This window comes from Streptomyces gottesmaniae (assembly GCF_031845845.1).
In the GTDB taxonomy this organism is placed as follows: domain Bacteria; phylum Actinomycetota; class Actinomycetes; order Streptomycetales; family Streptomycetaceae; genus Streptomyces; species Streptomyces akebiae.
Genome location: NZ_JAVRFJ010000030.1, coordinates 61,112 through 73,950, shown reverse-complemented (window position 1 = coordinate 73,950; position 12,839 = coordinate 61,112). Strand labels below are relative to the sequence as shown.

Genomic DNA, 12,839 nt, shown 5'->3' with positions numbered 1-12,839 from the left:
GCACACCGCTGGAAGAGGAAGGAAGGGGGTCGGCTACTCGATCGGCACCGGCGGCTCGTCCACCGTCGCCAGCTGTGTGATCTCCGCGTCGGACAGCACGCCGGCGTAGACCCGCAGGTCGTCGAGGCGGCCGGGCAGCGGGTTGCCCCATTCGCCGTTGTCGTGGCGGCGCGAACCGCCGACCATCAGGGGCCCGGCGGGCTGGTAGGTGTCCTCGCTGAGCACACCGTCCTCGTCGCCCTGCCTCTGCCCGGAGACATACAGCTTGATGGAGCTGTTCACCGAGTCGAAGACGGCGACGACGTGCACCCAGCCGCCGGGCGCGTTGACCTCGTCGGAGGTGACCGTGGCGGCCGGGCCGAGCAGGACGTCCGTCTCGTAGCGGCCGAAGTTCCAGTCGCCGACGCTCTGGCCCTCCGGCTGCCGGTACCAGAGGCGGAAGGAGTTCCGTTCGGCGCCCGGGTGGGAGAAGACGGTCGGCGAGTGGGCGATGGTGGTGTTCTCCAGCCGCGACTGGGCGGCCAGGTCGACCCAGCCGGCCAGGGTGTAGCTGCCGGACTCGTCCAGGGAGACGGGCGAGGTGGCCCGGGAGTACTGGGCGGCGTCGAGCTCCAGGACGCTGCCGTGGGCGGGGTCGTCGGTGGTGGCGAAGGCCGCGCCCTGTTCGAGGGTCAGGCCGTGCCCCCGGCCGGTGGCGTCGGCGGCGACGGTGCCGGAGGTCTCGTCGAAGCCCCAGTTGGCGAGCAGCGCGGGCTGTGTCTGCCCGGTGGCCGGGTTCTCGGCGTTGGCGATCGCGCCCATCTCGTTGTCGAAGACCACCCGGTTCCAGACCTGGATGTGGTCGAGGTCGCCCTCGAACCACGACGAGTACCGGCCGCTCGCCTTCATCCGGCCGACCTCGAAGGTGCCCTTGGCCGCCCAGGGGGTGGTGAACTCGGTGGCCGCCTGGAGCTGTCCGTTGACGTAGAGCCTGATCTGCTTCTTGTTGTGGTCGTAGACGCCCATGACATGGGTCCACGCGCCCACCACGGGCGGCTTCTTGGACTGGGCGCGCACGATCGTCGGCTCGTCGGCGTCGGTGGCGTACCGGTTGAAGACCCAGCGGTCCAGCGACTGCGAGAAGTACAGCTGGAAGGCGCCCGCGCGGGTGCCGCTCTGGGTGGCCACGGTGGAGATGTGGTCCTTGGAGGTCAGCCGCACCCAGCCGCCGACGGCGAAGCTGTTGGTGGTGTCGAGCACGGTGGAGGCGGTGACACCGCCCTGTCCGCTGACGCCCGCGGTGCGCAGAGCGCCGCCGAGGCGGGCCTTGTCCGTCCAGGTCGTCGACGTCAGGCTGAGCGTGCGGTTGTGGCCGGAGGAGTCCGCGGCGGTCGTACCGCTGCCCTCGTCGAACTTCCAGCTCGCGACCGGGTCGGAGCCCTTGGCCACCCGGAACTGGTAGTCGGCGTGCGGGCTGGCGTTGCCCGCCCCGTCGTAGGTCTGCACGCGCAGGGTGTTGGTGAGCCGCTTGTCGGGCGCGGCCTCGATCTCGTACGCGGGGGTGTTGGCGGTGAACGACTTGCTGCCGAGCTTCACGCCGTTGAGCCACCAGTCGTAGCGGCGGACGTCGCCGGCGCCGCCCTCGATCTTGAAGCCGGCGGTCATGCCGACGCTGCCCTGCTCCGGGTCGGCGGCGTCACAACTGGTGCCCGCGCACTCCTTGTAGACGGTCGAGGAGACCTTCGGCAGCAGCGGGCCCTTGGAGTCCACCGTGAAGTAGCAGTAGCCCGACCACGGCCCGTAGAGGGAGTGGGTGTCGCCCTTCCAGGTGTACTTGTACTCGGTGCGGGCCCGGAACTTGTACGTGACCTTCTCGTCCAGGGTCGCGGTGACGGAGGTGCCGGCCGTGCCGCTGTCCGTCCAGGTGGTCGGCCTCAGCGAGGTCGCCGTGGTCGCGCTGCCCTTGTAGAGCTCGAAGTGGGGGCGCAGCGAGGCGTTGGAGGCGTCGCTCGACGTGGGCGTCGCGGTCAGCCGGGGCGTGGCGTCCCGGATCTGCGCGGGTGCCGTGGAGGCCGAGCAGGCGATCTTCGGGTCGGACATCTTCACCGAGGACGGCTTGCTGTCCGGCGGGGTGACGTAGGTGATGGACAGCCGGGGCTTGCGTGCGGACGTGGCCTCCGGGTCCAGCGGTGACATGAACTGCTTCCAGGCGATCGGGTCGCCCTCGTCGGCCCGCAGACCGAGCGTGGTCAGCGTGTCCTTCGCCTTCGCGGTGTGCGCGACGGCGGCGGTGGCGTCGAACTCGATGTCACCGTCCTTGCAGTCCGCGGAGTGGCCCTTGGCCGCGGAGACCGTGTCGACCTTCGCGTGCCATTTGAGCGACCTGTCCTGCGAGTTCCAGGTGGTGGACGAGGAGATCGGGCTCGTGCGGTACAGGTGGACGTCGCGCTTGTCGCAGTTCGCCGACCAGATCGCGTACGCCGTGAAGGTGGCGTCGAGGATCTTCTTGCCGGCCACCCTGCGGGTGTCGAACTGGAACAGCGAGCGGGACTTCTTGTTGTCCACGTACGCGTCGTAGCCCACGCCGAGGGCGTGCTTGGTCTTCCAGAAGCTGGTGCCCGGCGAGTCCGACCACAGCGCGGTCCAGCCCGTCAGGGTCGCCTTGACCGCGGGCGGGTCGATGACCACCGGGTAGGTGGTGTCCCGGTCGGTCAGGAAGTCCTGGTCCGGGACGACGGTCAGGGTGTCGTCGGTGACCGCCGTGTCCATGACGGCCGTACGGGAGGTGGCGTCGGCGCTGAGGGAGTCGGCGACGGCGTCGGTGCCGAGGGAGTGGGCGCCGTCCTCGGCGGCGGAGCCCGACAACGATGCCGACCGGACCGACGAGGCCTTCTTCGCCGGGGTGTCCGCCGAGGGCTCGTCCCCGGTGCCCGAGGGCTCGTCCCCGGTGCCCGCGTCCCACATCAGCGCCGAGCCGCTGGAGACGACCGCGTGCCCCGAGGCGTCCACGAACGAGGCCGCGCCGGTGTCGTCCGTGCGTACGGAGAGCCCCTCGGTCTCGACGGGGAAGCTCACCTTCCGCAGGGCCGGGTCGGCGGCGGCCTCGCGGCTGTGGACCACCAGGTGGTAGGTGAAGCCGTCCGGGTGGGCCTGCACGGCGAGGTCCACGTCGGGGAGCACCGACCGGTACACCGCCGACGAGCCGTCGACCTCCGGTTCCGGCAGCGCCCACGGCGACGACACCGCGTACTCCTTGCCCGCCAGCACCATCCGGGCGAGCGGTTCGTCGGTGCCGCCGCCGGAGAAGCGGATGTCCTCGGCGGCGCGCGGCGCCAGGCCGCCGTCCGGGCGGGCGACGAGCGTCGTGTCGATGTCCGTCCACGCGCCGTCCTTGCGGACGCGTTCGGGCGAGGTCGCCGTCTCGGCGGTGAAGGTCCCGTCCGGATGGGCGACGACCCGGCTGGTCGAGGACGTCAACGCGTCGACGACGACGGGCTTTCGGGACGCGACGGCCCGTGCGGAGGCGCGTGCCTCGGCCGTGGCGGCCGGCAGCTCGTCGTCCTCCCAGAAGTCCTTGCCCCGTGCCCCGTCGTCGGCCGTGCGGCCGGTGTTCCCCGTGTCCCTGTCCGTGCCCGCCGCCTGCACCGGTGCGGCTTGTAGGCCGCCGGCCAGCACGAGCACCGCGGAAGCGACGGTCATCGCTCCGCGCATGGCTCGACTGCGACTGTGTGGTCGCACTCTTCCCCCCGCTTTTTTATTTTTGGTCGTGCACTTGGTCGAAGGGGAGGGTAACCAGTGTCGTTTTGCTGACCAAGTGGCGATCGGTGAGGCACATCTCACACGGTGCGCACAGCAACTCCACAAGCCCCTTCTGACCCTCGTTCAAAAACCTGAGTTAATCCGGGTAACACCCCAGGTCAGCGCCGGATCCTCCAAGTAAGCGCATACCGACCGATCAGTTTGTCGAAAAGCTCGCGCTCCGCCGAACCCACGAGTAGCGTTCACGCCCGCCCCCCTCCCTGCGGTCCGCACCCGGACCCGAGCCGCGCAAGGAGACCACGGGATGACCGACGCGTTCTCGTCACCCCCGCACCAACCCCCGTACACACCGCACACCTCGTCCCCCTCGTACCAGACCTACCCCTGGGCCCGCCGGGAACCGGAACCGCAGCCGAACCCGGCCGCCCCTCGCCACCCCTCCCTCGGCCACCACAGCGACCTGCGGGTGCTGCGCGGCGCGTACCGCTGGCAGCGGCGGGTGGCGACCCTGACGGCCCTCGGCTACTTCGTGCTGTTCCTGCTCCTGTCCGCCTTCGCCCCGTCGTTCATGACGAGCGAGGTCAGCGGCGGACTCTCCATGGGCCTGCTGCTCGGCCTCCTCCAGGTACCGGTGACCTGCCTCGCCATCTGGCTCTACGAGCACACCGCGCGCGTGCGCGTCGACCCGCTGGCCGACCGCATCCGCGACCTCGCGGCGGTCGACGCGAGGCGGGGGACGGTTCGATGAGCGTCACCGCCACCACCGCCCTCACCGCCGGCGCCCCCTCGACCACGGCCGCGGGCGGACTCGCCGAGTTCAGCGGGTCGGCACAGGCCATGTCCCTCGTCGGCTTCACGGCGGTCGCCACCATCACGCTCCTGCTGTGCGTGATGACGGGCCCCGACCGGGACGACCTCGACGAGTTCTACACCGGCTACGGCTCGCTCTCCCCCATGCGCAACGGCCTCGCCATCGCCGGCGACTACATCTCCGCGGCGACCGTGCTGGGCACCGGCGGAGTGATCGCCCTCTTCGGCTACGACGGTGTCGTCCTCGCCCTGAGCACGGCCCTGTCCCTGATGCTGCTGATGTTCCTGCTGGCCGAACCCCTGCGCAACGCGGGCAGGTTCACGATGGGCGACGCGCTGGCCCGGCGGATGCCCGGCCGGTCCGTACGCATCGTCGCCTGCGTCGTCACGATCGCCGCGCTGATGCCGATGATGCTGGTACAGCTCGCGGGCACCGGCGACCTGCTGGCGTTCATCCTCGGGTTCTCCAGCGACAGCCTGAAGACCGGCGTCGTGGTGATCGTCGGCGCGCTGATGATCGGCTACGCGGCGATCGGCGGCATGAAGGGCACCGCCCTCATCCAGATCCTCAAGATCGTGATGCTGCTCGGCTCCGGCGCGCTCGTCGCCGTACTCATCCTGCACAAGTTCGACTGGAACCCCGGCCTGCTGCTCGGCGCGGCGGCGGAGAAGAGCGGTATCGGCACCGGCTACCTCCACTCCGGACTGCAGTTCTCGGGCGGCCCGTACCCCGAACTCGACATGATCAGCGCCCAGTTGACGGTCGTCCTCGGCGGCGCCTGCCTCCCGCACATCACCATGCGCATGTACACCGCGAACAGCGCCCGTCAGGTCCGCCGCTCACTGTCCTGGGCGGTCCCCTCCGTCGCCCTCTTCGTCCTGATCATCTCGGTGATCGGCTTCGGCGCGACGGCCCTGATCGGCCGCGAGGTGATCGCGGCGGCCGACCCCCAGGGCAACACGGCCTATCTGCTGGGATCGATGGCGGCGTTCGGCACGGAGGTGTCCACGGCGGAGACGCTGCTCTTCACCACCGTCACGACGGCCGTCTTCCTGACGCTGCTCGCCTCCGTCGCCGGCATGATCCTCGCCTGCGCCAACTCCCTCGCCCACGACGTCTTCGCGGCCCGCGCCCGCCAACCGCTCACGCCCCGTCGCGAGATGACCATCGCCAGGCTCTCGGCGTGCGCGGTCGGCGTCACGGCGATCGTCCTCGCCACGATGGTCCAGCACCGCAACCTCCAGCCGCTGGTCACCCTCTCCTTCTGCCTGGGCGCCTCCGCCATCGCGCCCGCCCTCGTCTACGGCCTCTTCTGGCGCCGCTACACCCGTACGGGCCTGATGTACACCCTCATCGGCGGCAGCCTCTCCGTCCTCATTCTCATGACCGGCACCAACCTGGTCTCCGGCTCCCCCCACTCCGCCTTCCCCCGAGCCGACTTCAACTGGTTCCCCTTCACCACCACCGGCCTGCTCTCCATCCCCCTCGGCTTCGCCTTCGGCTGGCTCGGCACGACCCTCTCCGGCCGCGCCAAGGCAGAAGAACAACGCAGACAGTACGAAGCCGTGGAGGGCTGGATCCTGGCAGGCGCGACAAGAAGGGGCGACTGACGACCGAGAGCCGGAGGCACCGCTCAGGAACGAGCGGAGCCTCCGGCTGCCCTGGAACCGCCGGGCGCCTCCCAGGGGCGCGGGGAACTGCGCGAGAACCCCCACCCACCCGCACCCGACAACGCACCCCCGCCCCCCTGACTCCCCACCCGCGCCTACTCCGTCAACGCGGACAGACTCTCCCGGATGCAGTCCATGTGCGCCCGAACGTCGTCCCACCTCTCCCCGTGCTCCCGCAACACCCGCTCGGTCTCCCGAGCCACCCACTCCTCCCGCCGCCGAGCCTCCGCCAACGCCTCGGCGGCCCGCTCCTCCGCCTCCTCCCGCATCCGCGCCGCATCGGCCTCCGCGTCGGCCAACCCCTGCTCGGCCGCGAGAAGCTCCGCCTCCGCACGGGCGACCCGTTCGGCCAGCGCCGCGTCGAACGCGGCCTCCCGCTCGGCGGCCTCCCGCTCGATCTCGGCCACCCGCTCGTCGTACTCCTTCTGGAGTTCCGCGAGCATCCCCTCCGTCCGCTCCCGCATCTCCCGCAGCGCGGCCAACGCCTCGCCCCGCCCCTCCTTCACCCCCCGCCGGGCCTCGATCCGCAGATCGTCGGCCTCGGCCTGAGCCGCCAGCAACACCTGCCGGGCCCGCTCCTCGGCCTCGCCCCGCACCTCGTCCGCGTAGGCCTGCGCGGCCCCCCGCAGCCGCTGCCCGGCCTCCTCCGCCTCGGCGACGATCCGCCGCGCGTCCTCACGCCCGCCCTCGCGAACGGCCGCCGCCTCCTCGACACCGAGCTCGAACAACTCCCGGGCGCGCCCGCCGAGCGCCTCGTACGTCTGCGGGGTGAGCCCGGCGACCGTCTCGCGCAGCAGGTCGAGGTCCGCGCCCATCTCCCGGGCCAGCACGGTCAGCCGGGCGGCCCGCTCCCACGCGGCGTCCCGGTCCCTGGAGAGAGCCGCCGCGTGGGCGTCGACCTCGTCGGGACGGTAGCCACGCCGTACGACGTCGAACTCGAAGTCATGGGGTGCCGTCGGTGCGCTGCTCATGCTGGGCCCTCTCCGCCGGACGCACACGAAATGATGATTTCGCGCCACATCTTGATGGATCGGACCAAAGTGTTCATAACGCGACACTCCGTGCGAGGTCACGGGAGCGGACGGCCGGACACCCGCAGGGCCCCCGCCCCGGACGCGCGCGAGGGCCCGGCCCGGATCACCTGCGTGTCCGGGCCGGGCCCTCGCGTCATGCGTATGGCGGACGGCCGACGTGGAGGTCAGCCGCGACGGGTCACAGCAACCCGTCCCACATCTGCTCCAGCAGCACCGACCACCAGCTCTCCGGCGAGGCGAGCGCCGCCGGGTCGAGGGCCGCGAGCTGCGCCTGGAAGTCGACGGTCCAGCGACCCGCCTGCTCCTGGTTGAGACCGAAGCGCAGCCGCCACATCCGGCCGAGCAGAGCCAGACAGCGCGCGAACTCGGGCAGACCCGTGTTCACGAACTGCGGCGGTACGGGCGCGCCGCCCGGCCCCGCCTCCACCGGCACGGCCACGATGTTCGCCGTGCCGTACTGCACACAGAGCGCCTTGCCGAAGTCGCTGCCCATCACCAGGTACGAGCCCGCGTCCGCCGCCGGCTGCACACCCCGCTCCTGCGCCAGCTCCGCCAGCGTCGGCACCGGACGGCCCGGCTGGGCCTGCGCCCAGAAGAACGGACCCATGTCCACCGGCAGCCCGGCCACGACCAGCGTGTGCGCCACGATCGGCGGAACACCCTGCCGCGACACCGCCTGCTGGTCGAACCGGAACACACCCGGCCCGAACGCCGCCGCCAGCTCCTGCCCGATCGCCTCCGGCGGGACCGGCGGCGCCGGCTGCACCGGCGGCAACGGCGCCCGCACCGGCGCGGGCCGCGCCGGACCGTCCGCGACCTGGTGCAACTCGCCCTGGTGAGCGAGGAGTTGGGCCATACCCTGCTGCCGGCTCGCGTGGTCCTTGCCGTACGGGGCGATGGACGTGATGCGCGCGTTCGGCCACTGCTCACGGATCATCCGCGCGCAGTACGCCCCCGGCAGCTCGCACGACTCCAACTCGGTGTGCAGCTCCAGCACGGCCTCCGGCGGGATGTTCATCCCGCGCAGCTCGTGGAAGATCTGCCACTCCGGGTGCGGCGTACCCGGCGCCGAACGCCGGATCACCTGCTGCTCGGACCCGTCCGGCGCCCGGAAGCGCAGGACGGCCTGGTAGCCGGGGCCCACGGTCGGCTGCCCGGCCGGCGGCTGCGGGTAGCCGTACGCGGGCGGAGCCCCCATCGGCGGCCCCGGCTGACCGGGCATCGGCTGACCGGGGATCGGCTGACCGGGCATCCCGTGGGGAGCCCCCGGCGGCATCCCGGGCGGCCCGGGCGGCTGCGGGGCCCCGGGCGCACCGGGCGCACCGGGACCGCCCACGGCAGGTCCGGCCAGCATCGTCGCCGCGTGGTGCACACCACCGGCAGGCGTACCCCCCGGCGGATTCGGCGCACCAGGAGCGCCAGGAGCACCAGGCGCACCCGGGGCGTGCGGACCACCCGGCTGCCCCGGAGCGCCAGGAGGCCCCGGCGGCAGCGGCGCACCCGGTCCGCCCACGGCGGGCCCGGCCAGCATCGTCGCCGCGTGGTGCACACCACCGGCAGGCGTACCCCCCGGCGGATTCGGCGCACCAGGCGCACCAGGAGCACCAGGAGCCCCCGGTGCACCGGGAGCACCCGGACCACCCGGGCCACCCGGCCCGAGGGAGGAGACCATCTGGGTCGGCACGTACCCGCCCGCCGGGGTGCCCGGAGCGCCGGGACCGGACTGCGGCGGAGGCGTGGCACCCGGACGGGCACCCGGCATCCCCGGGGTCCCGGGCGGAGCCGGAGGCGGCGGCGCACCGGCCGCGCCACCCCGACGCGGCGGCGGCGCGGCCTTGCTCGTCGCGGCGTCGGCGATGTCACCGGCGTGGGGCGCCGGCGGAGACCCCGGAGGCGGCGTACCGGGTCCCTGCGGACCACCAGGGCCCTGCGGATAGCCGTACGACGGCGCCCCGGGCGGCGGGGTCCCCGGGCCCTGCGGACCGCCGGGCCCCTGCGGGTACCCGTACGACTGCGGGGCTCCCGGCGGCGGGGTGCCCGGGCCGGACGGGACCTGCTGCGACGGCTGCGCGGAGCCGCCCTGCGCACCCGCGCCGGGACCGGGGCCGCCCATGGCCGGCGCCACCGTCGTACGCGGCAGCTGGCTGCCGCCGGAGATCAGCGCCGTCTTGGCGTCCGGCAGCGCGCTGGGCGGCGGAGTGTCGTCCGCGTCGCTCACCTCGGACAGCTGGGGCGCGAACACGGTGTCCGGCAGCGGCACCGAACGGTCGTCCTCGGCCTCCGCGTTGGTGTCCGTCCCGGCCCACGGGGTCGCCCCCGCGGGCACCACGTCGTGCGGCTCGGCGTCCCTCGGCGGCACGGCGTCCCGCACCTCGTCCTCCGCCGAGGCGGCGGCCGGCCACGGCGTGGCGTCGGCCGGCGCGTCGGGCGCCCCAGGACCGGCCGAGGGCGACTGCCCGACCGGCCCCGCCATCGTCTCGGGCAGCGAACCGCCGCCCCCGGACGCCCCATTGGCACCCGGAGCACCGGAACCACCCGTACCGGAGCCGGAATCGGCGCCGACGGCGGCCGGACGGGACCCGGCACCCTCGGACGCACCGGCACCGGCGCCGGCACCGGACCCGGACCCGGCCCCCGCACCCGTACGGTGGTCCGGAATCCCCATCCGGTCCGCCGCGTCCTGCAACCACTCCGGCGGAGTCAGCAGGAACGACGTCTGATTCAGATCCACCCGAGCCGGAGGCGCCGGCGCGGCGGCCGCGGCCGCCTCCGTACGCCCGTACTCCTCCTCGAACCGGCGGATCACCTCACCCACCGGCAGCGACGGCCACAGCGTGGCCTCCCCGCTGTCCCGGGCGATGACCAGCCGCTGCGCGCCACCGTCGGAACGCGGACCGTCCGCCCGGTCCTCCGCCCACACCACGAACCCGAGCTCGAACTCCCGCACCCGCACCTCACGGTGCTGATAGCCCGGCAGATCGCCGTTGATCCACTCCTCGGCGCGCTCCTGCGCCTGAGCGAACGTCACCATCGAAAACTCACTCCCCCGCGACCGGCACGGCACGCGCGAAGCCACCGTCCACCATCAGGTTGGCCACCGTCTCCAGTTCCGGCGGATTGCCCGCCAGCCGGGACAGGAACGCGTCGAAGTCCTCACCGGCGGGGAGCAGCAACCGCTCCACCCGCGCGGCCGGCGACCACGACGGATCGACGTCACGGGCGTCGTCGTACGCGCAGAACCAGACCGACCCGATCCGGTCGCCCTTCACCTTCACCGCGAGGATCCCGCCCTGCGCGAACGCCACGGCCAGATAGTCCTTGGTGAGATGGTCCCGCAGACACTTGTTGACATACACCAGGTCGTTGACCGCGGCCTCGTCCCGCACCGTGAAGAACGGCTGATCGACCAGCAACCCCAACTCCGCGTCCAGCGCCGCCCCCACGGGAGCACAACCGCCCGCCGCCTTCAGGAACGACCGGTACGCGCCCGGCAACCGGTACCCGAGGTCCTCCTCGACCCCCTGCACCTGCGTCTCCGTCACCGCGACCGCCGACGACTTCGGCAACCCGAAATGCGCCGGCCGGGTCTCCTGCAACGGCCGCGTCCCGCGCTTGTGCTGGTCCACACGCGCCGTCGCGATACCACCGTGATGCCGCAACAGCGCCTTCACCTCGACCGGCACCAGCTCCAGCCGCCGCCCACCCGGCGCGTGATGCCACGTCCAGCCGTGCGGCGTCGCCACCGGCGGGATCGTGTCCCACAATTCGTGTCCGGACGCCGCCAGCGCCGCGTTCGCGGACACGTAGTCCGTCAACCGCAGCTCGTCCACCCCGAACCCCTCCGGGGGATCGGCGATCTCCGCCGCGGCGCGCGCGTAGGGCGAGAAGTCCGGAAAGCCGTGCGCGTCAACACGGACACCCCTCGGATGACGCGCCGCCCGGACCGGGTCCGGAAACTGCACGACCTGCCCGGCGTAGGCCGCGTTCGGCGGCGCGGCTTGCTGCCCGAGCCGACCTGTCGTCATGGCGGTAGCCCCCTGCGGCGTTCTGTGAGACCTGTTCTGGCTGCGTTGTTGCTGTGACGTACTGCTTCCCGACAGCAGAAAAGGCCCTGGTACGGCCTGTTCTGTCCGCCCTCGATCGCAAGACCGAACGGATCGCGGTTGTCGACAGCCTATGCGGTAAGGCGACACCGGTCATCGGGCCTCCGCTTCCGTGACCAGCCGTCACACCACCCTCACGCAACGCCGAAGAACGGGCGTGTCGCACTGCCCCAGCTTCCGCACCGGCCACGCCGTTTGGCACTCTGTGTCCCCTGGCGGGGGATGCAATAGGAGGGGATCACGATCATGAGCGCGACACAGGCGGGACCATCGGGCGACCCCCGCATCGGCTGGAGCACCGCCGAACAGCCACACGCCCCCGCCCTCCTCCACCGCCGCGACGGCATCCTGCCCACCGTGGCCGCGGCCCTCTCCGTACGCGGCGAGACCCTCACCGGCACCGCCGCCCGCGGCGACCAGGCCCCGCCCCTGCACCCCCTGGTCCAGGAGTTCCTCGACTCCCTCGCCACCGACCGGCGAGACCGCTTCACCGGCCGCTGCGCCGAAGCCATCCTCATCTCCCGCCACATCACCGGCGCCGACGCGGCCCGCAGCAGGCGCGCCGCCCGCAGACCCATGTCCAACGGCGAGGCCCGCAAGGTCCTCAAGCAGGCCAAGCTCACCACCCGGCACATCCGCGAGGACGGCGACCCCCTGCACGGCGCGTTCGCCACGCCCTGCCGCTCCTGCGCCGCCCTCAGCGCCCACTTCGGCGTCCGCATCGTCGACCCGACCCAGGCGAACTAGGAACCCGGGCGCCCGAAGAACACGTCAGAGAACACGACCCGGACCCGCCCGGTCACCGCCGGCAACACCCACGAACCACCCACCGAACCACCCACGAACCACGTACGAAAACGACCTACGCACCACCGACGAACAAAGGGCAGATGCACACAGACCGCACCTCCACCACGCGCTTCTCCGTCCCCGTCGACGCCGCCCTGCGCGCCGCCGGATGGCAACCGGGCCGCTGGGACATAAAGCAGGCCGAGATCTGGGCCGACGCCCTGCGCGAGCACACCTCCCCCGCCGGCCACCGCCACGCGGTCTTCCCGGCCGCGGTCGAAGCCTGGGCCGAATTCGGCGGACTCCGCCTCACCGCCCAGGGACCCGGCCGCCGACTCGCCCCCGCCGACCTCCACCTCGACCCCCTGCACGGCCTGCACATGGCCCGCACCCTCGGCGACCTCGGCCGCGCCCTCGACACCGAGGTCTGCCCCCTCGGCCACGAGACCGCCACCCGCGCCCTCATCGCCATCGACACCGAGGGCCGCGCCTACGCCCTCGACCACACCGGCGACTGGTACCTCGGCCCCACCATCGACACAGCCCTCACCACCCTCCTGACCGGCACGTCCCCGACCCGCCTCACAGCGGGCTGAGCCCCCCGCTCGACCGAAGCCGGGGAGCGAGGGCACCCGAAGCCGACAGCTGGGGCACCCGAACCGACTCAGGGGGCACCGGCAGCCACCCGGCGCCA

General features: G+C 72.5%; 8 protein-coding genes. 4 read left to right on the top strand and 4 right to left on the bottom strand.

Annotated features, from left to right (window positions below):
• Positions 1 to 33: 33 nt before the first annotated feature.
• Positions 34 to 3,678 (bottom strand): LamG-like jellyroll fold domain-containing protein, encoded by a 3,645-nt coding sequence (locus RM704_RS29745; protein ID WP_311591369.1) that lies wholly within the window; start codon positions 3,676 to 3,678, stop codon positions 34 to 36.
• A gap of 364 nt (positions 3,679 to 4,042) precedes the next feature.
• Between RM704_RS29745 and RM704_RS29740 the strand changes: the two genes are divergently transcribed.
• Both RM704_RS29740 and RM704_RS29735 read left to right on the top strand, forming a co-directional pair.
• Complete coding sequence (locus tag RM704_RS29740; RefSeq protein ID WP_033524897.1) at positions 4,043 to 4,486, top strand: DUF485 domain-containing protein; 444 nt, start codon at positions 4,043 to 4,045, stop codon at positions 4,484 to 4,486.
• Between the two features lie 89 nt (positions 4,487 to 4,575).
• Positions 4,576 to 6,159 (top strand): sodium/solute symporter, encoded by a 1,584-nt coding sequence (locus tag RM704_RS29735; protein WP_192829537.1) that lies wholly within the window; start codon positions 4,576 to 4,578, stop codon positions 6,157 to 6,159.
• Positions 6,160 to 6,314: 155 nt separating this feature from the next.
• On the opposite strand, the gene RM704_RS29730 is transcribed toward RM704_RS29735, so the two are convergent.
• From RM704_RS29730 to RM704_RS29720, 3 genes are all read right to left on the bottom strand, one after another.
• The gene (locus RM704_RS29730) at positions 6,315 to 7,190 is read right to left on the bottom strand and encodes a cellulose-binding protein (RefSeq protein WP_033524899.1); all 876 of its coding nucleotides are present in this window, start codon (positions 7,188 to 7,190) and stop codon (positions 6,315 to 6,317) included.
• Between the two features lie 241 nt (positions 7,191 to 7,431).
• A complete protein-coding gene (locus RM704_RS29725) occupies positions 7,432 to 10,284 on the bottom strand; it encodes an SUKH-4 family immunity protein (RefSeq protein ID WP_033524900.1) in 2,853 nt (950 codons plus the stop codon).
• 7 nt (positions 10,285 to 10,291) lie between these two features.
• Entirely contained in the window at positions 10,292 to 11,278 is a 987-nt protein-coding gene (locus RM704_RS29720; RefSeq protein ID WP_033524901.1) for an SMI1/KNR4 family protein, read from the bottom strand.
• Positions 11,279 to 11,602: 324 nt separating this feature from the next.
• Here RM704_RS29720 and RM704_RS29715 point away from each other — a divergent pair, with 324 nt between their 5' ends.
• Positions 11,603 to 12,103, top strand: a complete 501-nt coding sequence (locus RM704_RS29715; protein WP_078936908.1) for a YwqJ-related putative deaminase — start codon at positions 11,603 to 11,605, stop codon at positions 12,101 to 12,103.
• Positions 12,104 to 12,246: 143 nt separating this feature from the next.
• Positions 12,247 to 12,741: an SUKH-3 domain-containing protein gene (locus RM704_RS29710; RefSeq protein WP_033524903.1), complete on the top strand. Its 495-nt coding sequence runs from the start codon at positions 12,247 to 12,249 to the stop codon at positions 12,739 to 12,741.
• Positions 12,742 to 12,839: the final 98 nt, after the last annotated feature.

Bases quoted from the DNA above. Each gene is read 5' to 3' on its own strand.
- RM704_RS29740 (WP_033524897.1), top strand. From the start codon at position 4,043: ATGACCGACGCGTTCTCGTCACCCCCGCACCAACCCCCGTACACACCG.
- RM704_RS29730 (WP_033524899.1), bottom strand. From the start codon at position 7,190: ATGAGCAGCGCACCGACGGCACCCCATGACTTCGAGTTCGACGTCGTA.
- RM704_RS29720 (WP_033524901.1), bottom strand. From the start codon at position 11,278: ATGACGACAGGTCGGCTCGGGCAGCAAGCCGCGCCGCCGAACGCGGCC.
- RM704_RS29725 (WP_033524900.1), bottom strand. From the start codon at position 10,284: ATGGTGACGTTCGCTCAGGCGCAGGAGCGCGCCGAGGAGTGGATCAAC.
- RM704_RS29710 (WP_033524903.1), top strand. From the start codon at position 12,247: ATGCACACAGACCGCACCTCCACCACGCGCTTCTCCGTCCCCGTCGAC.
- RM704_RS29735 (WP_192829537.1), top strand. From the start codon at position 4,576: ATGTCCCTCGTCGGCTTCACGGCGGTCGCCACCATCACGCTCCTGCTG.
- RM704_RS29745 (WP_311591369.1), bottom strand. From the start codon at position 3,678: ATGACCGTCGCTTCCGCGGTGCTCGTGCTGGCCGGCGGCCTACAAGCC.
- RM704_RS29715 (WP_078936908.1), top strand. From the start codon at position 11,603: ATGAGCGCGACACAGGCGGGACCATCGGGCGACCCCCGCATCGGCTGG.